This window comes from Alkalibacterium sp. 20 (assembly GCF_001885615.1).
In the GTDB taxonomy this organism is placed as follows: domain Bacteria; phylum Bacillota; class Bacilli; order Lactobacillales; family Carnobacteriaceae_A; genus Alkalibacterium.
This window is the reverse complement of record NZ_LSRN01000056.1, coordinates 68,415-89,239: the sequence shown is the minus strand read 5'-3', so window position 1 is coordinate 89,239 and position 20,825 is coordinate 68,415. Positions and strand designations below refer to the sequence as shown.

Below are 20,825 nucleotides of genomic sequence, written 5' to 3'. Positions count from 1 at the left end.
TCATTTCTCCTGTCTATTTTTTTCTTACTGTTATTTTTGTTCCTCTGACGTTAGTTACGATCACTGATGCTCCTTTTGAAATGTGACCATCTGTGCTCAATACGTCATATAAAGTTGGATCATCACCAAAAGTCACTTTACCAGATGGGCGCAGAGCAGTAACTGCTATACCGTCAGCATCAACAGCTATTTTATCTTTTTCAACTGTTTCATCACTTGTCGAGCTTGGTAAATTAGTCTGCAAAACGAGTTTATTGACATTCGATAAAGAGTAGCCATTCTTGACGAGATAAATAATTACACCTGCCGTAATGACGACAGATAAACTTAAATCTCTGACCGTTTGTCCCAAATCTCCGATTGTTAAATATAAACCTGATATCAGCAAGATAACTCCGATGATTCCTGCTATACCAAATTCTGGTACAAATATTTCGAAGACAATGAGCAATAAACCGGCAGTAAATAAAACGATTGGCAACCATGTCTCGATCCCTATAAAATGAAAATAGGCAGCCATACTGATCAATGCTAAACCGGCACCACTTTTGAAAAAGGGTGTGAGAATAGCAAAAACAATACCGATAAACCCTAAACCTAGCAGTAATCCTTCCATATAAATGAATCCTCCTTTCTACGTTTTCGCTAACAATCTTACATTGTCATCATACCATTTTAAGAAAGGGTTGTCATCGGTCTGAGGTCGGATTAAAGAATCATTATAAAAGAGTGATTGAAGACTATTCACAAGAAAGAAAGTTTGGTATAGTAGGTTCAATAAGTTACAATAATATTATAAAAGTTTTACTGAAATATTATGTGAGTGAGATTTGAAAGCGATATTTTTACTAAGGGGGATATTTATGAGTGAAGGGAAAGAAATATTAGAATACGGTAATAATGTTATGGGATCTTTTTATCTTTTTAACGAAGGCACACAATACGATAGTTACCGCACTATGGGCTGTAACGAAGTTGAAAATGGCTACGCGTTCTCTGTCTGGGCACCTCATGCGCAAGCTGTCTATTTAGTCGGGGATTTTAACGAGTGGGCTGAATTAGATGAGATGCATAAAGTTGGAGAGACGGGTATCTTTACTTTAAAAGATATGAGACCTGTACAAGGTGAGCGTTACAAGTACAAAATTATCCAGAAAGACGGAACCGTTGCTTATAAAATCGATCCGTATGCCTATCAATTCGAGGTCAGACCCAATGATGCATCGGTCGTGCGGGATTTACCAGACAAATCTTGGAAAGACGGCTTGTGGATGGCGAATCGTAAGAGGTTTGAAATTTATAATAGGCCTCTTAATATATATGAAGTACATCTAAGCTCTTGGAAACATCATGAAGACGGTTCCTGGTATACGATATCAGAATTGAAAGATGAGCTGATTCCATATGTAAAAGAGATGGGCTACACACATATTGAATTTATGCCTTTAATTGAACACCCACTCGATGCGAGTTGGGGATATCAAGCAACAGGATTCTTTGGACTATCTTCTAAATTTGGAACAATTGAAGAATTTCAGGAATTAGTAGAAATGGCTCATCTGGAAAACATCGGAGTCATCATGGACTGGGTCCCGGGACACTTTAACCGTAATGCTTACGGTCTTGCTTATTATGATGGTACGCCACAATTTGAATACAGCGATCCCAATCAAGCGAATAATAACCGTTGGGGAACGTTAAACTTTGATTTAGGAAAAAATCAGGTCCGTAGTTATCTGATATCCAACGCTCTATTTTGGATAGAACAGTTTCACTTAGATGGACTAAGAGTGGATGCTGTCAGTAATATGCTTTACTTAGATTATGATATTGGAGACTGGACACCGAATGATGAAGGAACAAATGTTAATAAAGCCGGTGTGGAATTTATTCAGTTAATGAATAAAAAGATTTTTGAAAGACATCCCGATGTTTTAATGATGGCTGAAGAAAGCACAGCTTGGCCAAAAGTGACACATCCGGTGCACGAAGGTGGATTGGGCTTCAATTACAAATGGAATATGGGATGGATGAACGATACACTTCGTTTCTTTGAAATGGATCCATTGTATAGAAAAGACCACTTCAATTTGATCACATTTTCGTTTATGTATACGTTCAATGAGAATTATGTCTTGCCTTTTTCTCATGATGAAGTTGTCCATGGTAAAAAATCGATGATGCACAAAATGTTTGGCGATCGTTATAATCAATTCGCTGGACTGAGAACCGTTGATTCATACCGAATGATGCACCCAGGAAAAAAATTGCAATTTATGGGAGCGGAATTCGGACAATTTCTAGAGTGGCGGTTTGACGAGGGGCTAGAATGGAGCGATTTAAATGACTCAATGAATGCCAAACATTTAGAGTTTACGAAGCAATTAAATGCTTTTTATAAAGAAAATCGGGCATTATGGGAAGTTGATCATCGTCCTGAAGGCATTGAAATTTTACAAGCTGATAATGTAGAAGAAACGCTCTTGTATTTTATCCGAAACGGAAATAAACCAAGAGATTTCCTGGTAGTGTTATGTAATTTTGTTCCGGTTGAAAGACAGAATGTAAAAGTTGGTGTCCCTTATAAAGGTCAGTACGATGTGGTTTGGAATACAGAATGGCAATCATTAGGAGGCACGTGGACAGATTCTCAAGGTGTTTTTAAAACAAATGAAGAATCAGCACACGGGAAAGATTATTCACTTGAACTGATCTTACCTGCACTAAGCGTTGTAGTACTTAAACCAAAACGCGTGTATGGCGTACCAAAAAACGAGTAAAAACTCAGCAATGAGAATTTAAAAAAACCAGTTATAAGGAGGGAAGGAAGGTCAATAGACACTTCCGAGGTAGAATGAAAACTGAAACAGTCGCAATGATTTTAGCTGGTGGGCAGGGGTCAAGATTAGGAAAGCTGACAAAGCAAATAGCTAAACCAGCTGTACCTTTTGGTGGTAATTACCGAATTATAGATTTTGCTTTATCGAATTGTGCCAATTCTGGATTTAATACTATAGGTGTAGTTACTCAATACCAACCTCTTATATTAAATAATCATGTGGGAGACGGATCGAGCTGGGGATTAGACAGAAATAACGGAAAAGCAACTATTTTACAACCTTACTCTAGTATGGAAGGTGAAAAGTTCTTTAAAGGGACTGCTCATGCTGTGTATCAAAATATTGATTTTATAGATGATAAGAATCCTGATTATGTAGTCATTCTTTCAGGGGACCATATTTATAAAATGGATTATCAAAAAATGTTAGATTATCATAAAAAGCAGAAAGCTACACTCACTGTAGGTGTTATGCCGGTACCATGGGAAGATGCTTCAAGATTTGGCGTGATGAACACAGATAAAACAGATCGAATAATTGAATTCCAGGAAAAACCGGAAAATCCTAAATCTAATCTGGCTTCAATGGGCATCTACATTTTTGATTGGCCTACGTTGAAAAAATATTTAGTGGATAATCAGGCGAAAAACAGACAGCTAACCGATTTTGGACATAATGTTATTCCTACTTACCTAAGAAACAATGAATCTATCTATGCCTATTCCTTTGAGGGGTATTGGAAAGATGTAGGGACCATTGAAAGTCTCTGGAGTGCCAATATGGAGTTCTTGGATCCTGCTCATGAACTTAACATTAGAGATAGAAATTGGCGTGTTTTCTCTAAAAATCCAAATACAACACCACAGTTTTTAACATCTTCTGCAAAAGTGACGAATTCAATGATTACAGACGGGTGTTACATTGCTGGTGAAATCAATCATTCAATTTTATCTCATAACGTTAAGGTAGGGAAAAATTCAGTGATTAAAGATTCATTCATCATGCCAAATGTCGTTATAGGAGAGAATGTAACCATTGAAAAAGCAATTATCGGAGAAAGTGCACATATTCATGATGGTGTCGAAATAATCGGAACCGAAGACAGTATTGAAGTTGTCGGTTATGATGAAGAAGTAGGAGGCTACTCAGATGAGAACTAAAGTTGCGTCTATTCTAAATTTAGTGGAAAATGATGAAAAACTTAAACCGTTAACAAACAGAAGACCATTGGCGGCATTGCCGTTTGGTTGCAGATATCGTTTGATCGACTTTCCGTTTTCAAGCTTATCCAGTATAGAAGCTGTCTCGGCGGCCTTGTTTATTTCGGGCTCGGGCCATTCTTTATACGATCATATCAGATCGGGAGCCACATGGGGTCTTGAATCTTCCGTTGGAGGAGGCGTCTTTACTCATTCGCATATCGAACTCAAGTCACGACTAGATGATTCTGAGACATATACTGAAAATTATTATGATGACCATAACAAATATGTCTCTCGTGTACATCCAGAGTATGTGGTCTTGATGGGTTCCAGTATGCTCTCGAATATTCGTTTAGATTCTTTGATTCAATTTCATAAAGATAAAGAAAGTGACGTTTCAGTCATTTATAAGAAACTGAAAAGAAATGAATTGATCGATGATTCGATTTACTATTCCTTAGCAATGAGTGAAAACAATAATGATCGCGTAGAAGGTTACCATCCTTTAACAGAAATAAAAAATGGGGACGAATCACTATTCTTAAATATGGAAATGATGATTCTAAGTAAAAACACCTTCTTAGATTATTTATTCAAGGCAAAACAAAAAAAATTAGATATCACAGTAAACAACTTTATTGATTTGACTGTAGAGGCAAATAATCCGATATATGGCTACGAATATACAGGTTATCTAAAAGTGATTGAAGATATTCCTAGTTATTACGAGGCTAATATGGATATGTTAAACGAAGATAACTTTAATGCGTTGTTCTATCGAGCAAATCCAGTACTTACGAAACCTAAAAATTCAGCACCAACGTACTTTGGCGACACCGCTGTCATTAAAAATGCTCAATTTGCTAATGATTGTGAAGTTTATGGGACAGTAAAAAATTCGTTGATTTTCCGTAAAGTTTTCGTTTCCAAAGAGGCACAGATTGAAGATTCTATTATTATGCAAGATTCCTATATTGAAGAAGGCGCGTATTTGAAATATGTCATCTTAGATAAACACGTCTATGTCAAAAAAGGAGCTAAGCTGGAAGGAACACGTGAGAACCCAATCGTCGTAGCTAAGAACAGCGTGATTTATTCAGATGGGAATATAGAGGAAGGGTGAATAAAAAAATGAAATTATTATTTGCCGCTTCTGAGTGTGCACCTTTTTTTAAAACAGGCGGCCTCGGCGATGTGATGGGATCTTTACCGAAAGAACTAGCTGCGAATGGTCACGATGTTCGTGTCGTATTACCCTATTTCATCCAAAAAATGGATAAGAAAACGCAAGAACAGTTGGAACATGTGACCGATTTCACTGTAGGCGTAGGTTGGCGCCAACAGTATTGTGGTATTAAAAAATTAGTGAAAGAATCCGTGACTTACTATTTCATTGATAATCTGTTTTACTTTGATCGTCCCAATCTCTACGATTATGGTGACGACGGTGAACGTTTTGCTTTCTTCCAGCAGGCTGTCATAGAAATGCTGGAAAAAATCGATTTTATCCCTGAGGTATTGCATGTCAATGACTGGCAGACCGCTATGATCCCAGTCCTGCTTAAAGATAAGTATGCCTGGATCAATCCTTTGAGAGATATCAAAACAGTTATAACGATCCATAATATACTCTTTCAAGGAGTATATGATCAGTACGTCTTATCTGATTTATTTAATATAGGATATGCTGCCTTTCATAAAGAAGGACTGAAATATGGAGACAAGGTCTGCTGGCTAAAAGGGGCTCTATATTATTCCGACTTAGTGACCACCGTTAGTCCGACATATGCTGAAGAAATTCAAACAGCTGAATTTGGTTATGGTTTGGATAGTGATTTGAGAAGAATCAATTATAAGCTTGTAGGTATATTGAACGGTATTGATTATGATACTTATAATCCTGAAAAAGATAAATCTATACCCTATCAATTCTCGACAGAGGATTTAAGTGGAAAATTGAAGAATAAAAAGGCGTTGCAGACAAGAGTGGGGTTACCTGAAGATAAGGATATAGCTTTGATTGGTGTGGTTACAAGATTAGATGAACAAAAAGGTGTTCAGCTTATTGTAGATGCTATGGAAGAGTTGCTTAACTTTAGGAATGCACAATTTGTCTTACTTGGAACGGGTAAATCATATTTTGAAGATTCCTTTAGGCATTTATCTGGAAAGTATCCAGATAAGTGTCAAGCAATTATCGATTTTGATAACGAACTGGCTCAATGGATATACGCAGGTGTGGACTTTTTCCTGATGCCTTCAGAGTTTGAACCATGTGGCTTGTCACAGCTCAATTCATTGCGTTATGGCACAGTGCCTATCGTACATGAAGTTGGTGGCTTAAGCGACACGATTAAGCCTTATAATGAATTTACAGAAGAGGGTAATGGGTTTAGTTTTCACGACTTTAATGCGAGAACCATGCTCGACACCATCGACCATGCCTTGAAAGTTTACTACGACAAACCCGATAGTTTTGAACTATTACAAATTCGCGGGATGACTGAAAACAACAGTTGGGAAAAATCAGCTGAAAAGTATATCGAACAATATAAACACTTGGTTTATTAATAATTGAACTCGAATGATTAGCTTCGTGCCGATCATTCGGGTTCTTTTGTGGGAAAAGTAACAAAACTGTCAATTAATACGTGATTAACACTTATAACAAAAGTGTTGAATAAATAGATTGTTAATTAGACGGTCCACTAAATAATTAGAAAATGCGTCATGCAGCGTATCTTTTCTTATCTTTACCATTAAGGTATACTTATTAGCAACACATGGAGGAATGCATATGATATTAACAGTTGAAGAGTTTATAAAAGATTTTAAAGTACAATTTCAAGGTTTGTACGCTTATTCTTATGAAGAGGGCTCAACCGAACAACAATATAATGCACTCGGTTTGTACGTGAAAAATTATTTGTCTGAAAATTGGAAAGAAACACGTGAAAAATATGTAAAAAACAGTGTGAAGCAAGTCTACTATTTTTCAATGGAATTTCTTCCAGGACGACAATTAAAAAACAATGCTTATAATTTAGGATTGCTTGATACAATCAAAGAAGGATTAAGTGAAATGGGCTTGTCATTTGAAGAATTAGAAAAAGCTGAAGCTGATCCAGCATTAGGAAACGGGGGATTGGGACGTTTAGGATCCTGTTTTATGGATTCACTCGCTTCTTTAGGCATTCCCGGTAACGGGAACGGTATTCGCTATCAGTATGGCTTGTTCAGACAAAAATTTGTCGATGGCTATCAAGTCGAATTGCCTGAAAATTGGCTGCGGTACAGAAATGTCTGGGAAACTCGTAATGTCAAATCGACCTGTATGATCAGATTCGGTGGAAATGTTTGGTTGGAAGAGAACCACTTAGGTCATATGGAAACGAAGTATGAAAATACGCTGAATGTTTTAGCAGTGCCATATGATACACCTATGGTCGGTTATAGAAATGATACTGTAAACAATCTTAGATTGTGGTCTGCGGAGATCCCAGTTGAAGAAGAAGATAATTACCATACACTGGCAGCAACTGAACCGATCAAAGAAATTACGCAGGTTTTATACCCTGATGATTCAAACTACGAAGGCCGCTTACTCAGACTAAAGCAAGAATACTTTATGGTTTCGGCTGGCGTGCAGTCTATTTTACGTCATTTCAGTAAGTATAATGTGCCTAGAAAAAATATACCTGATAAAGTAGCGATACACATCAATGATACGCACCCGGCTTTAGTCATTCCAGAGATGATGCGAATATTACTGGACGAAGAACATTTATCCTGGGAACAGGCATGGGAAATTACATTCAAGACATGTAGTTACACCAACCACACGATTTTGCGTGAGGCTTTAGAAAAATGGCCAATAGATATGATGAGAGACTTGTTGCCGCGTATTTATATGATTATCGAAGAAATCAATCGACGTTTTGTTGAAACAACATTGCCTCTTTACGGTGAACGCATAACATGGCAAACAGCAATTCTTCAAAATGGGGTAGTCAACATGGCCCACCTTGCAGTCATCGGAAGCCACAGTGTCAATGGTGTAGCTAAATTACACACAGAAATTTTGATGAATGATGTATTGAAAGATTTCTTTGAACTTTATCCTGAACGTTTCAACAATAAAACCAATGGGATTACGCAAAGACGCTGGGTCCATCTTTCCAACCCAGGATTAACTCAACTTATTGATGAAAAAATTGGTGAAGAATGGAAGACAAATCCTTCAGAGTTAAAAGTGTTCAAAAGTTTTGAAAAAAACAAAAAAACAATCAAGAAATTAGCTGAAATAAAACTTGAAAATAAACAGCGATTGGCGGATTATATTGAAGAAGTAAAAGGGATAAAAGTCGATCCTAATGCCTTATTCGATGTCCAAATCAAACGATTGCATGCTTATAAACGTCAACATTTAAATATGCTGCATATTCTCCATCGTTATTTAGAGATCAAACAGAATCCAACAATGGACTTTGTGCCTCGGGTATTTATTTTTGGAGCCAAAGCGGCACCTAGTTATGTATACGCGAAACAAATCATTAAAGTAATCAACTCATTAGCCGACTTGGTCAACAATGATCCTGATGTAGGAGATAAATTGAAAATAGTTTTCTTTGAAAATTATGGCGTTTCACTAGCCGAAAAAATAATTCCTGCTGCGGATATCAGTGAACAAATCTCACTTGCCAGCATGGAAGCATCAGGGACAAGTAATATGAAATTAATGGCTAACGGAGCACTCACTTTAGCCACACTAGATGGGGCCAACATCGAAATCAGAGATTTTGTTGGTGAAGAAAACATGTTTGTTTTTGGTTTATCCAGTGATGAAGTATATGAACTGAAAGCAGCTCAAAATTATAGTGCAAGAGAGATTTATGATTCCAATGATAGAGTTCGTCGTTGTTTGGATGCCTTAATAGATGGGACGATTCCCGGACTACATGATGAAGGTAATGCTATTTTTGAATCTCTTGTTCATTTCAATGATGAGTATTTCGTCTTGAAAGATTTTGACTCCTATGTTCAAGCGCAGGAGAAAATTGATGAACTTTATAAAGACGAGAAAGAGTGGACAAAAAAATCACTCTTGAACATTGCCTCATCCGCGCCATTTTCAGCAGATTATACAATTAAACGGTACGCGGACGACATTTGGAAAGTGAAACAATATATCAAACAAAATAAAGGGGTTCAACCGCTAGATGAACCTCTCGCATAGTAGGTTCTAATACGATGAATTAGGTGCTGCAGTAGCCTCAAAAAGATCAGAGTAGATTTCTTCTACTCTGATCTTTTTATGTCCATTATTTTAAGCATTATGAGGATGATGTAATACTATACGGATTTACTGCTCTTGCAAACTGTTAGGATTAGTTACGAGGGAGGTAATCCAGTAATGACTCTGATTTTTTGTTTTCTAAGTATGTGATTATTTTTTTCTGGTATTCGTTCCCCATGTTGAAAGGCTTTGAATGTTCAGTATGTTTCTTTTAGATAAAAGATCAGCATAAGAAAAAGGACGGAACTTTTGTCCCGTCCTTCTCGTATATATGAAGTTTTGATTATCCTAATATCGCAAAGTAGCCTATAACGACAAGACCGACTATAATGCGATACCAGCCGAACACGCTGAAATCATTTTTTCTGATGTAGTTCATCAAGAATTTAATCGCAAAGATTGAAACGATGAATGAGAAGAGACAGCCCACAAGTAAAATGATCAATTCTTCCGGTGTAAAACTGAAGCCGAAGCCAAGTAATTTAATCAGGCTGGCTCCAAACATAACAGGAATAGACAGGAAGAACGAATATTCCGCAGCAATCGGTCTGGCTGCCCCAATTAAAATGGCTCCAACAATGGTTGCCCCAGAGCGTGATGTTCCCGGTATGAGTGCCAGCACTTGGAAAAAACCGATCATTAACGCGACTTTATAGGTTAACTGTTCCCAGGTCTCGATTTTTGGCACTTTACCTTCATTTCGTTTTTCAATAATTATAAAGGCAATGCCGTAAAAAATCAGTGCGACAGCGACTGTCTGCCAATTGTAAAAGACATCGTTAATGACATCTTCAAACAACAAGCCGAAGAAAGCAGCGGGAATCACACCGACGACGACTTTTAGCCAGATGTGCCATGTTTCTTTTTTCTGGTTATCATTCTTGTCCCGATCAAATGGGTTTAACTTTCTGAAAAAGATAATGACGACCGCAAGTATTGAAGCCAGCTGAATAACAACTAGAAACATCTCTTTAAAAGCATCGCTGGTATTCAAAACTAAAAACTCATCGACAAGAATCATGTGACCAGTACTACTAATAGGTAACCACTCTGTAATGCCTTGTACAATTCCTAAAATAATTGATTTGATAATTTCTATAAACACATGGATAACTCCTTTTGTAAAATTTACTAGCTTCCTTATAATATCGAACTTAAGGTAAAAATGCTAGAAATTATGGATGATTTAATATAAAATTCTTTTTGGTTCATGATTCTCCTTAAGTATGCTATTATTAACACTAACAAAGCAAATAGATATAAGCAATATAAAACCTAAATACAAAGAAAGTAGGGGAAAAAATGGGAATGTTTGATTTTCTAAAGGGAAAAGGTAAAGAATCGAAAGATCCAAATGCAACGTTGACGAGTCCAGTAAATGGCAAGGTGATTCCAATTGAGGAAGTAGAGGATCCAGTCTTTTCTCAAAAAATGATGGGAGACGGTTTTGGTATTATTCCAAGTGATGGCGATGTTTATTCTCCAGGATCAGGTAAAGTTGTTAGTGTCTTTCCTACACAACATGCTGTTGGTTTAGAACTTGACAACGGTATCGAAGTTCTTGTGCACATAGGGATAGATACGGTAGAACTCGAGGGTGTTCCTTTTGATACCTTAGTTAAAGAAGGCGACAGAGTTACACCTGAAACGAAAGTATCTACTGTTGATCTTGAAGGCTTGAATAAAGCTGGCAAGAAAGACACTGTCATTGTGGTCTTTACGAATATGGATCAAGTTAATGACTATACATTAAACACAACAGGTGAAACAACCAGAGGTACTGAGATCGGTACCGTTTCTTCAAAATAAAACAGCATTCAAAAAAGCGTCCTTAGATTTTATATCCAAGGACGCTTTTTTTAATTTGTGGGCCGATCATACGAGAGGATATCGCCCAATGCAGAATAATCCATACCGGATAAGCGAGCCATGGGATCTAATTTATCAGCCAGAATGTAATCTTTTTCTGAATCAAACACCTCTTTATCAAAGTGAAAGTCAGTCACTTTCAAGAGGAAATGATCCGTAACAATCTCGCCGGATTCATTTTTTATGGGAATATATTGGTATAAAACTGTCTCAAATCGTATCAAGGCTTCTTTAATGCCGGGGACTTTAACTGTATTGCTGTCGACTAAATGTAGGTGCGTTCGTTCCAGTTCGCTTTTATCTGGAGACAGAGGTGCAGACGTTACATTCATTTCTTCGGTAAGTGGCCGGCTGACGATATGAACAACTGCTTCTTTTTGATTTAATATATTGTTAGCTGTGTCTTTTGATTTTTCATCTGTTCTCAAGATGGAGACCGAGAGTAAAGGCACTTGGTTTGAAGCCACACTAAAGAAACTGAAGGGAGCTAGATTAATAATGTCACCTGATTCATTAAGTGACGTTATCCATGCTATCGGCCGTGGAATCACGCTACCTGTTAAAAATTTGTATTGTTGCTTCAATGATATGTCACCTGTTTTATAATGATGCATAATTGACTCCTTCAATGGTATGACGAAACTTTAATCAAACCTGTTTTTTAAGATTCAAATTGGACACAAATAACTTCAGGGGCGTATACGTCTTTTTGTATGAGTGTGAGTGTCCCGTTCTCTTTATTTCTTTCAAATAATGTTAAATTGTCAGAATCTTGATGACCAACAACGATAAAAGCCTCAGAAGGATCAAGATTAAAATCACGAGGTGTCTGTCCTTCAGTTGACGTGTAATTAACTAAGGATAAGGTTCCGTCGTCAGCTACTTTGTATGTGACAATAGAGTCGTGTCCACGATTTGATGCATAGAGAAACTTACCATCAGAAGATACGCGAATCGCAGCGCCACCATTAAATGTTTCATGATCCTGTGGTATAGATGAGATGGTTTGAATAGGACTCAATGTTCCAGTCTGACTGTTATAGTTGAAAACCAAAACATCACTGCTTAATTCCCCGAACACATAAGCAAAACGATTGTTGGGATGGAACACAACATGTCTGGGACCTGTTCCTGGAGTAAAAGAGATGATATCACTAACAGTTAACTTGTTTCCCTCATCAAGCGTGTACATCACCACTTCATCGGTACCTAAATCACAGGCAATTAGAAACTGTCCATCGGGCGTAAGATCGAAATAATGTGCATGAGGGGACTTTTGATTTTCATGGACAGATTTCCCTGAATGTATATTTTTATCTAGTAACGACAATTGACCTTCTGGTGATGTCTGGTATACACATACTTCACCTTTATGGTAGTTGGCAGTATATACTAGATTTTTAGTCCGATCATATGCGATATAACAAGGCGGTGCGCCTTCTTCGAACAAGCTAGCTACTTCAGTATATAAACCGTCTGTACTTTTCTTGAAAGATTTAATGCCCCCTTTTCCATCAGGCGATTTTGCAATTGAAAAAAGCAAACTGTAATCTTCATTCCCGGCAAGATAAGTAGGGCTCTCTATATGCACTTCTTCTTTTAAGTGTTTTAATTTTTTTTCTGATTTATCTAATTCTATGCTATATATACCCTTACTTTCTCTTTTAGTATACGTACCTAGCAAGATCTTTTGATTCACTTTTTATTCCTCCTTAAATCGATTCAATTCACTTAAATAGTATAACAGAATTAAGAAGCAGGATACAAAAGAGACTGCTCTATTTTGGGTTGGTTTATATCTGTTCCTTTTAGTCCAGGTTATATGCTAAAATATAACTAATTAGCAGGAAGTAGGAGTGGGTGAAAGACGTGGAAATTAAAGAGAAAGAGAAAAAGAAAAACACTGAACAATGGTATAAGACTTGGTTCTGGAAGCAGATAATAGATAATAAATTTGTGACGGTTCTTCTGATCATCTTTCTTTTAGCAGTAAATATTTATATGATTACCAGTATTTCTTTTATATTTGAGCCAATTGCAATTGCGTTTAGCATTATTGGACCACCAATCGTTTTTGCCGTTATCTTTTATCATCTCCTTAGGCCAGTGGTTGACTGGTTAGAAAAGAAACGTTTTTCTGGAAATTCGGCTATTGCGTTCGTTTTTAGTGTTGTTATTCTTCTCATAATAGGAGGAATGAATTATCTTGTTCCGATTATTCAACAGCAGGTTGCTTCGCTTTTTGAAAGCTGGCCGTCTTATTGGTCTAATTTTATTGGTCAGATAGAATCTCTTTTTAATACTCAAGCCTTATCAGGATTTATGAATGAAAATGGCGAAACCCCCTTTATTGAAACAGTCACGAATCAAATGTCAGCTGTTTTAAATGCAACTGTTGGCGGGATTGGCAGTGTAATCGGGATAATTACTCGTCTATTTATAACGCTGTTTACCACGCCGTTTGTTCTATATTACCTACTTAAAGACGGGAAAGATTTACCACATAGAGCTTTAAAATTCATACCTACTAAAGCGAGACCAACGGTTATTAAGCTTTTAACAGATATCAACAGACAAGTAAGCTATTATGTTAGGGGACAACTGATTGTAGCTATATTTGTAGGGTTTATGTTCTATATTGGATTTTCGCTGATAGGATTAGATTTTGCTTTGACATTAGGCATATTTGCAGGCTTATTAAATTTAATCCCTTATCTGGGCTCTATTATAGCTACCATACCTGCGCTGATTATAGCTGTAGTCGATTCACCGTTTATGTTGTTTAAAGTCCTTATTGTTTTTGGAATCGAACAGTTGCTGGAGGGCCGCGTGATCTCTCCTCAGGTTTTGGGCAGTTCATTGAAGATCCATCCTGTCAATATTATTTTTCTATTGCTTATTGCAGGTCGTTTATTTGGATTGATAGGTGTTGTTTTTGGGATACCAGGTTATGCCATCATTAAAATAGCCGTTTCAATGCTTTTTGAATGGTATAAAAAGTATTCAGGTCTTTATGAGAGCGAAGATGAAACAGCTGAAATTTCAAAGGAAATAATTGAAACATCTAAATAAGCTGACGTTTTAATTCTTGGGAACGGGGATTAAAACGTATTTTTTTAGAGAAAATCGCTTGCGTTATGACAAGCTGTCACATATAATAGTTTAATGTGACAATTTGTCATTTTATATTTGCAGAAGGAGGCTATGATATGCCGACACAAACATTTTTTAATTTACCCGAAGACAAGAAGAAACGATTAATAGCTGGAGCAATGAAAGAGTTCTCGGCCAAGTCTTTAAATGAAGCATCTATTTCAAATATCGTAAAAAATGCTAAAATATCTCGAGGAAGTTTTTATCAATATTTTGAAGATAAAAAAGACTTATATTTCTTTTTGATTGGGAAATTCCGCTATAATTATCGCAATTTGATGTTTAAAAGTTTTACGGAAAAAGATGGTGATTTCTATGAAGGATATAAACTATTCAGTGAGAAATATATAAAATACATCATGGAATCTGAAAAATTCGGCTTCTTTGAGAATATGTATCTACACATGAATTATCAGATAAATCAAGAAGCCCGCGTGGATTTTAAGCAGACAAGATCTCATAAACTACCAGACGGTAAACGCATAGTTGATGTTGTAAAAAGAGGTAATCTTAAAGTGACGTCTGAAGCAGAACTTATTGATGTTTTAAGATATATTTTAAGCATGCTGAATGACACGGTCATGGAAGGTTTCTGGGAAGAATTATCTGTCAGTGAGACCCAGGTCTTATTTTCAAAACGATTGGAATGGATCACTTATGGCATTGCCATTTCCGATAAGAAAGAGGAGAGCGAATGATTAGATTAGCGAAATGGATGAACCCGTGGCGAATATTATTAAGTTTGATATTTTTAGCCATACAAGTTGTGGGAATGTTAGCCCTGCCAACATTCACGGCTAATATTATTGATTACGGTGTTGCAGAAGGCGATATAAATTACATCATACGTACAGGCTTTATTATGCTAGCCTTCACGTTGATCACGATTGTTGCTGCATTAATAAATGTCTATTACGCGGCAAAAGAATCACAAGGTTTAGGTGATAAGATCCGTAGAAAAATTTATACAATGGTATCTTATTTTACCAACGAGGAAATCGACAAATTTGGAACATCTACATTGATTACGCGAACTACGAATGACGTCATGCAAATTCAGTTTGTAATGATGATGGTCTTGCGTATGATGATGCTGGCTCCTTTTCTTGTTATTGGGGCAGGTGTTATGGCTTTTATAAGAGAACCTCAATTAGCCTTTGTTTTCTTGGTCTCTATGCCAATTTTAGGTCTCCTATTATTATTTATTTTGAAATCTACGGGCCCTATCTTTAAATCCATGCAATTGAAGACAGACAGGCTCAATAAGGTGTTTCGAGAAGGGTTAACAGGGATTCGTGTGATCCGAGCATTCAATAAAGATGAGTATGAGAAAGAACGCTTTGATGAAGCCAACTGGGACTTTGCTGCAACGTCAATTAAAGCATACACCCGCTTGGCATTTATGATGCCTTCAATGATTTTAGCAGTAAGTGTAACGAATATTATGATTGTCTGGTTTGGGTCTCAATTGATCAGTACAGGGGATATGCAAGTGGGTAATTTAGTCGCTTTTATGACTTACGCCATGCAAATTCTTATTGGCGTCTTTATGGTTTCTATGGTCCTCTTTTTCCTGCCGAGAGGACAGATTGCTGCTGCACGTATCATAGAAGTATTGGATACACCTAATATTATTAAAGACCCTGATCATCCGACCAAATTAAATAAAGAACAAGATGCTTCATTACACTTCAATCATGTTAATTATCGATATACAGGAGCTGAAAAACTGGCTCTAAAAGATATTGATTTCACTCTGAAAAAAGGTGAACGATTAGCTATAATCGGAGGAACCGGTTCTGGAAAAACAACGTTAGCCAATTTGATCCCACGTCTTTATGATGTAGAAAGTGGATCGGTAGAAGTTAACGGTATTGACATTAAAAATGTCAAACAAGGAGAATTGCGTCAACTTATTGGTTTTGCTCCTCAAAAAGCGGTCTTGTTTTCCGGAACCATTCGAGATAATTTGAAATACGGTAAGCCGGATGCTAGTGATGAAGAAATATGGCATGCTTTGAATATAGCTCAAGGCAAGGACTTTGTATCGGGTTTATCAGAAGGTTTAGACTCCCGCGTTGAACAAGGAGGAGGAAACTTCTCTGGCGGTCAAAGACAGCGATTAAGTATTGCGAGAGCACTGGTAACAGATGCTGATATTTTAGTGTTTGATGATTCTTTCTCAGCTCTTGATTTCAAGACAGATGCTATGCTGAGAGAAGCATTGGCACCAGAAACAAAAGAGGTAGCCGTTGTGATCATTGCTCAACGAATCAGTACAGTTGTGGATGCTGATGAAATCATCGTTCTGGATAAAGGCATTATAGCCGGTAAGGGTACACATGAAGAATTAAAAGCAACGAACAAGGTTTACCAGGAAATAATGGAGTCTCAGTTGAAAGGAGAGGACATTTAATGAAAGATAGCGAAAAAAATGCGGCTCACTTAAAAGCTGAAAAAGCAAAAGATTTCTGGGGAACGACTCACAGACTTGTCCGGTACATGTCCACTCGTTCTTGGGCTTTAGCGGGCACCTTGCTGATGGTTATTGCTTCAACAGTAATGGCTACGATAGCACCATACATTTTAGGGCGAGCGACAACTGAAATTTATCAGGGCATTCAAGAAGGAACAGCATTGAGAGAAGCTGGAACGGTAGCGGAAACTCTCCCTATTGATTTCGACTTTATTCGAAACATCTTATATATCGTTGCTGTTGTGTACATCATTGAAGCGGTGTTCCGATATTTCCAGCAATTCATTACCGCCCGCATCGCTCAAAAAACAGTTTATGATATGCGAAAAGATTTGAAGGAAAAAATGTCGACATTACCTATCCGTTATTATGATACCCATTCTAACGGGGATATTATGTCACGCGCAGTTAACGATATGGATCAGATTGCGAACACGCTGCAGCAATCATTGACACAATTCATTTTAAGTGTGGTCCAGTTTGTCACTGTCCTGGTTATCATGTTCGCTATCGATATTCGACTGTCCCTGGTAACAATCGTAACCGTTCCTATAAGTTTCTTACTCATTGCTTATGTTGCACCAAAGTCTCAGAAACAATTCGGACTACAGCAAAAAGAATTGGGTATACTCAATGATCAGGTAGAAGAAACGTATTCAGGACATACAATAGTTAAAACGAACAATCGAGAAGAAGCTGAAATAGAAAAATTTATGGTACAGAGTGCTAAATTAAATGATGCCTCATGGAAAGCGCAATTTCTGACAGGCATAATGATGCCGTTAGTTAGCTTCTCACGAGATTTGGGATACTTTGGGGTTGCTATTGTCGGTGGGATAGGTGTAGCTAACGGGACTGTGTCTTTAGGTAACGTGCAGGCCTTCATTCAATACGTTAACCAATTCTCACAACCCGTCAGACAGATTGCAAACTTAGCCAACACCATTCAAGTAACCATCGCTTCATGTGAGCGAGTCTTTGAAGTGCTTGATGAGGAGCCGATGGAAGAAACACATTCCGGTCTGGAACCCAAAAAACGTTCGCCACACAAGGTTGAATTTGAACATGTTCAGTTTGGTTATGACAATGACGAATTACTGATGACAAACTTCAATTTAACCGTTAAAGAAGGTGAGATGATTGCTGTGGTAGGACCAACTGGAGCAGGGAAATCGACGCTGATCAATTTACTTGAGCGGTTTTATGATGTTAAAGGTGGAAGTATTCGTTATGAAGGTATCGATACAAGAGATATTGAGCGAAATGACTTGAGAAGAAAATTCTCAATGGTTCTGCAGGATACATGGTTGTTTAATGGAACGATTTGGGAAAACCTTAAATATGGTAGTCACGATGAAGAGCCGAGTGAAGATACAATACTCGAAGCCTCAATAGCTGCTCACGTTGATGAATTTGTCAGACGTTTACCGGACGGTTATGATACGATATTAAATGAGGAAGGGACAAACATTTCTCAAGGACAAAGGCAACTCATAACGATTGCCAGAGCATTCCTTGCCGATCCCGAAATTTTAATATTAGATGAAGCAACGTCTTCTGTAGATACGCGTACTGAAATTTTGATCCAACGCGCAATGGTTAAACTGCTAGAAAACAGAACGAGTTTTGTGGTAGCTCACCGTTTGTCTACAATCAGAGATGCAGACAAAATTATCGTTATGGATCACGGTGATGTTCTGGAAACAGGCGATCATGATGGATTAATGGAACAAGACGGCTTTTATGCCGACTTATATAACGCACAATTCCAAACGCCAGATGCACAATTAAAAGCCGTATAAAGAAAAAGCTGTCTCATGAGGAGACAGCTTTTTTTAGTATAGGGAATTATAATCTCAAGACTTAATAGGTATTGTAATTCCAATATTAGTTGTGTTTCGTTTAATTGAAAACGTTACTGTGAGCAGGTTCGACACATAGGGATGGAAAGTGTTGTAGTAATTACCGAATAAGCACAGGTTCGGTAGTTAGGAGCGGCTAAACTTATTGAAACGACCGAAGTTGTGGCAGGTTCGACACATAGGGATGGAAAGTGTTGTAGTAATTACCGAATAAGCACAGGTTCGGTAGTTAGGAGCGACTAAATTTATTGAAACGACCGAAGTTGAACCAGGTTCGACACTTAGGAAGGGTGACAACAGCTGAACTGACCGAATGTGTCATTAACAATAAAAAGCACCCGGAGAATCAGTTTTCATACTGATTCTCCGGGTGCTTTTTATTGTTATTTTCCTGGATGTGAAGCAATCATGTGCAGAGTACCCTCAAATGTCCAGGTTTTAACAGATGCTGGAAGAATAAAATGATCACCTTTAGTGCAATTGTAAATAGTGTTTTCGATTATCAACTGTCCTTGACCGCCTAGTACGCTCACTAATGTATAAGGAGCTTCTTTATGGAAGGTGGCTTTACCTTCTATATTCCATTCTTTTACAGTAAAGAATGAATTTGTAACCAAAATAGTTTCTGTAGAGTCTTCCTTTTTTATGGTTTGCAATTCTAGTTCTGGGTCGATATGTGGCACAGTTGTGACGGCAATAGAATCTTCGATATGCAATTCTCTTTTTTCTCCGTTATCTTGAACACGGTCGTAGTCATAAACACGGTATGTTGTGTCACTCGATTGCTGTGTTTCTAGAATCATTATGCCACCACAAATAGCGTGAATAGTCCCGCTAGGAACATAAAAGAAATCTCCGGGTTTCACTACTTTTTTTCGTAACAGCTTATCCCATTGTCCCGTTTCAATAAGTTCTTCTAACTCTTTTTTTGATTGAGCGTGATGGCCATAAACAATCTCAGCGCCTTCTTCAGCATCAATAATATACCAGCATTCTGTTTTACCTAATTCACCTTCGTGTGCCATGCCGTAGTTATCATCAGGATGAACTTGAACCGATAGATCTGTCTGTGCATCTAATATTTTTGTCAGGAGCGGAAAAACAGCTCCTTCAGCATAGTCAAATAACTCTTTATGTTCATCCCATAAATCTTTTAGGGTTTTCCCTTTATAAGGTCCGTTGATTACAGTACTTGGTCCGTTATTGTGAGCACTAATAGCCCACAATTCTCCTGTTTTCTCACTTGGAATAGGATAATTAAAAAATTCATTTAATTTCTTTCCACCCCATAATTTTTCTTTAAATTCACCGTTAAAAAATATAGGCTCTGACATACATACATGCTCCTATCACTTTTTTTTCTTTAGTTTAGCATATAAAGGGAAAACATGCAGAAAAAATAGAGCAGTATCTATTGTAGACTTGTACTTTTTACTAGCATCACTTATAATTTATAAGGATTGGAGTCTATTTAAATAGACGAAAAAGAGATGACTGAAGTATACTAAAGAAAGTGGGCAATTATTCATGGCGCAATTGTATTTTCGTTTTGGAGCAATGAACAGTGGAAAATCGATTGAAATTTTGAAAGTGGCACATAATTACGAAGAACAGGAAAAGCCTGTAGTCTTGTTTACGAGTGCTTTGGATACTCGAGATGAATCAGGCTATATTTCGAGTCGAATTGGATTGAAACGGAAAGCCATACCCGTTGAAGACGAGACGGATATCTTTTCAATTGTAAAAGAGATGGAAAAACCTGTTGCGTGCGTGTTGATCGACGAAGCGCAATTTTTAAAAAGAACACATGTCAATCAATTAGCCCAAATAGTAGATGAACTGTCTATTCCTGTTATGGCTTTTGGCTTGAAAAATGATTTTAGAAATCAGTTGTTTGAAGGGTCTGAGCAATTACTACTTTTAGCTGACAAGATAGAAGAAATGAAAACCATTTGCTGGTTCTGTCATAAAAAAGCAATTATGAATTTACGTGTACATGACGGGGAACCAATATACACGGGAGAGCAGATCGCCATAGGTGGGAATGAGTCCTATTACCCGGTATGTAGAAAACACTACAGTAACCCTTTGATAAAACACGACCTAGAAAGAGGTAATAATTAATGA

The 20,825-nt window shown here is 37.4% G+C and carries 16 protein-coding genes; 11 read left to right on the top strand and 5 right to left on the bottom strand.

Translation table 11 applies throughout. The annotated features are described in order from the left end of the window. Positions 1 to 13: 13 nt before the first annotated feature. Positions 14 to 616 (bottom strand): NfeD family protein, encoded by a 603-nt coding sequence (locus tag AX762_RS09675; RefSeq protein ID WP_071848927.1) that lies wholly within the window; start codon positions 614 to 616, stop codon positions 14 to 16. Positions 617 to 863: 247 nt separating this feature from the next. On the opposite strand from AX762_RS09675, the gene glgB reads away from it, so the two are divergent. The 5 genes from glgB (at position 864) to AX762_RS09650 (ending at position 9,278) form a co-directional block, all read left to right on the top strand. Further along, positions 864 to 2,780 (top strand): 1,4-alpha-glucan branching protein GlgB, encoded by a 1,917-nt coding sequence (glgB, locus tag AX762_RS09670; RefSeq protein ID WP_071848926.1) that lies wholly within the window; start codon positions 864 to 866, stop codon positions 2,778 to 2,780. Positions 2,781 to 2,854: 74 nt separating this feature from the next. Beyond that, entirely contained in the window at positions 2,855 to 4,000 is a 1,146-nt protein-coding gene (locus tag AX762_RS09665) for a glucose-1-phosphate adenylyltransferase (RefSeq protein ID WP_071848925.1), read from the top strand. Beyond that, positions 3,990 to 5,165, top strand: a complete 1,176-nt coding sequence (gene glgD / locus AX762_RS09660; RefSeq protein ID WP_071848924.1) for a glucose-1-phosphate adenylyltransferase subunit GlgD — start codon at positions 3,990 to 3,992, stop codon at positions 5,163 to 5,165. Before AX762_RS09665 ends, glgD begins: the two co-directional genes overlap by 11 nt. Positions 5,166 to 5,173: 8 nt before the next feature. Continuing rightward, positions 5,174 to 6,613: a glycogen synthase GlgA gene (glgA, locus tag AX762_RS09655; RefSeq protein ID WP_071848958.1), complete on the top strand. Its 1,440-nt coding sequence runs from the start codon at positions 5,174 to 5,176 to the stop codon at positions 6,611 to 6,613. A 226-nt stretch (positions 6,614 to 6,839) separates the two neighbouring features. After that, the gene (locus AX762_RS09650; RefSeq protein ID WP_071848923.1) at positions 6,840 to 9,278 is read left to right on the top strand and encodes a glycogen/starch/alpha-glucan phosphorylase; all 2,439 of its coding nucleotides are present in this window, start codon (positions 6,840 to 6,842) and stop codon (positions 9,276 to 9,278) included. A 343-nt stretch (positions 9,279 to 9,621) separates the two neighbouring features. Here AX762_RS09650 and AX762_RS09645 read toward each other — a convergent pair whose 3' ends face one another. Next, positions 9,622 to 10,443, bottom strand: a complete 822-nt coding sequence (locus tag AX762_RS09645) for an undecaprenyl-diphosphate phosphatase (RefSeq protein WP_071848922.1) — start codon at positions 10,441 to 10,443, stop codon at positions 9,622 to 9,624. Between the two features lie 203 nt (positions 10,444 to 10,646). Here AX762_RS09645 and AX762_RS09640 point away from each other — a divergent pair, with 203 nt between their 5' ends. After that, positions 10,647 to 11,147 carry a PTS glucose transporter subunit IIA gene (locus tag AX762_RS09640; RefSeq protein WP_071848921.1) on the top strand — a complete coding sequence of 167 codons (501 nt, stop codon included), beginning with the start codon at positions 10,647 to 10,649 and terminating at the stop codon, positions 11,145 to 11,147. 50 nt (positions 11,148 to 11,197) lie between these two features. On the opposite strand, the gene AX762_RS09635 is transcribed toward AX762_RS09640, so the two are convergent. Beyond that, on the bottom strand, positions 11,198 to 11,821 hold the full coding sequence (locus AX762_RS09635; RefSeq protein ID WP_071848920.1) for a flavin reductase family protein: 624 nt from the start codon (positions 11,819 to 11,821) through the stop codon (positions 11,198 to 11,200). A gap of 47 nt (positions 11,822 to 11,868) precedes the next feature. Beyond that, positions 11,869 to 12,906 (bottom strand): lactonase family protein, encoded by a 1,038-nt coding sequence (locus AX762_RS09630; RefSeq protein WP_071848919.1) that lies wholly within the window; start codon positions 12,904 to 12,906, stop codon positions 11,869 to 11,871. Positions 12,907 to 13,076: 170 nt separating this feature from the next. On the opposite strand from AX762_RS09630, the gene AX762_RS09625 reads away from it, so the two are divergent. The 4 genes from AX762_RS09625 to AX762_RS09610 all read left to right on the top strand — a co-directional run bounded on the left by AX762_RS09625 (position 13,077) and on the right by AX762_RS09610 (position 18,638). Continuing rightward, positions 13,077 to 14,279, top strand: a complete 1,203-nt coding sequence (locus tag AX762_RS09625) for an AI-2E family transporter (RefSeq protein ID WP_143139345.1) — start codon at positions 13,077 to 13,079, stop codon at positions 14,277 to 14,279. A 137-nt stretch (positions 14,280 to 14,416) separates the two neighbouring features. After that, positions 14,417 to 15,058 carry a TetR/AcrR family transcriptional regulator gene (locus AX762_RS09620; RefSeq protein WP_071848918.1) on the top strand — a complete coding sequence of 214 codons (642 nt, stop codon included), beginning with the start codon at positions 14,417 to 14,419 and terminating at the stop codon, positions 15,056 to 15,058. Then, positions 15,055 to 16,776 carry an ABC transporter ATP-binding protein gene (locus tag AX762_RS09615; RefSeq protein WP_071848917.1) on the top strand — a complete coding sequence of 574 codons (1,722 nt, stop codon included), beginning with the start codon at positions 15,055 to 15,057 and terminating at the stop codon, positions 16,774 to 16,776. Before AX762_RS09620 ends, AX762_RS09615 begins: the two co-directional genes overlap by 4 nt. Continuing rightward, positions 16,776 to 18,638 (top strand): ABC transporter ATP-binding protein, encoded by a 1,863-nt coding sequence (locus AX762_RS09610; RefSeq protein WP_071848916.1) that lies wholly within the window; start codon positions 16,776 to 16,778, stop codon positions 18,636 to 18,638. Before AX762_RS09615 ends, AX762_RS09610 begins: the two co-directional genes overlap by 1 nt. A gap of 443 nt (positions 18,639 to 19,081) precedes the next feature. Here the strand turns inward: AX762_RS09610 and manA are convergent, their stop codons facing one another. Further along, positions 19,082 to 20,032, bottom strand: a complete 951-nt coding sequence (gene manA, locus AX762_RS09605; protein WP_071848915.1) for a mannose-6-phosphate isomerase, class I — start codon at positions 20,030 to 20,032, stop codon at positions 19,082 to 19,084. 193 nt (positions 20,033 to 20,225) lie between these two features. Here manA and AX762_RS09600 point away from each other — a divergent pair, with 193 nt between their 5' ends. After that, a complete protein-coding gene (locus AX762_RS09600) occupies positions 20,226 to 20,822 on the top strand; it encodes a thymidine kinase (RefSeq protein WP_071848914.1) in 597 nt (198 codons plus the stop codon). The last annotated feature ends 3 nt before the right edge of the window (positions 20,823 to 20,825 follow it).

Coding starts and splice junctions, on each gene's coding strand:
- AX762_RS09675 (WP_071848927.1), bottom strand. CDS start 616: ATGGAAGGATTACTGCTAGGTTTAGGGTTTATCGGTATTGTTTTTGCT.
- glgB (WP_071848926.1), top strand. CDS start 864: ATGAGTGAAGGGAAAGAAATATTAGAATACGGTAATAATGTTATGGGA.
- AX762_RS09665 (WP_071848925.1), top strand. CDS start 2,855: ATGAAAACTGAAACAGTCGCAATGATTTTAGCTGGTGGGCAGGGGTCA.
- glgD (WP_071848924.1), top strand. CDS start 3,990: ATGAGAACTAAAGTTGCGTCTATTCTAAATTTAGTGGAAAATGATGAA.
- glgA (WP_071848958.1), top strand. CDS start 5,174: ATGAAATTATTATTTGCCGCTTCTGAGTGTGCACCTTTTTTTAAAACA.
- AX762_RS09650 (WP_071848923.1), top strand. CDS start 6,840: ATGATATTAACAGTTGAAGAGTTTATAAAAGATTTTAAAGTACAATTT.
- AX762_RS09640 (WP_071848921.1), top strand. CDS start 10,647: ATGTTTGATTTTCTAAAGGGAAAAGGTAAAGAATCGAAAGATCCAAAT.
- AX762_RS09635 (WP_071848920.1), bottom strand. CDS start 11,821: ATGCATCATTATAAAACAGGTGACATATCATTGAAGCAACAATACAAA.
- AX762_RS09620 (WP_071848918.1), top strand. CDS start 14,417: ATGCCGACACAAACATTTTTTAATTTACCCGAAGACAAGAAGAAACGA.
- AX762_RS09615 (WP_071848917.1), top strand. CDS start 15,055: ATGATTAGATTAGCGAAATGGATGAACCCGTGGCGAATATTATTAAGT.
- AX762_RS09610 (WP_071848916.1), top strand. CDS start 16,776: ATGAAAGATAGCGAAAAAAATGCGGCTCACTTAAAAGCTGAAAAAGCA.
- manA (WP_071848915.1), bottom strand. CDS start 20,032: ATGTCAGAGCCTATATTTTTTAACGGTGAATTTAAAGAAAAATTATGG.
- AX762_RS09600 (WP_071848914.1), top strand. CDS start 20,226: ATGGCGCAATTGTATTTTCGTTTTGGAGCAATGAACAGTGGAAAATCG.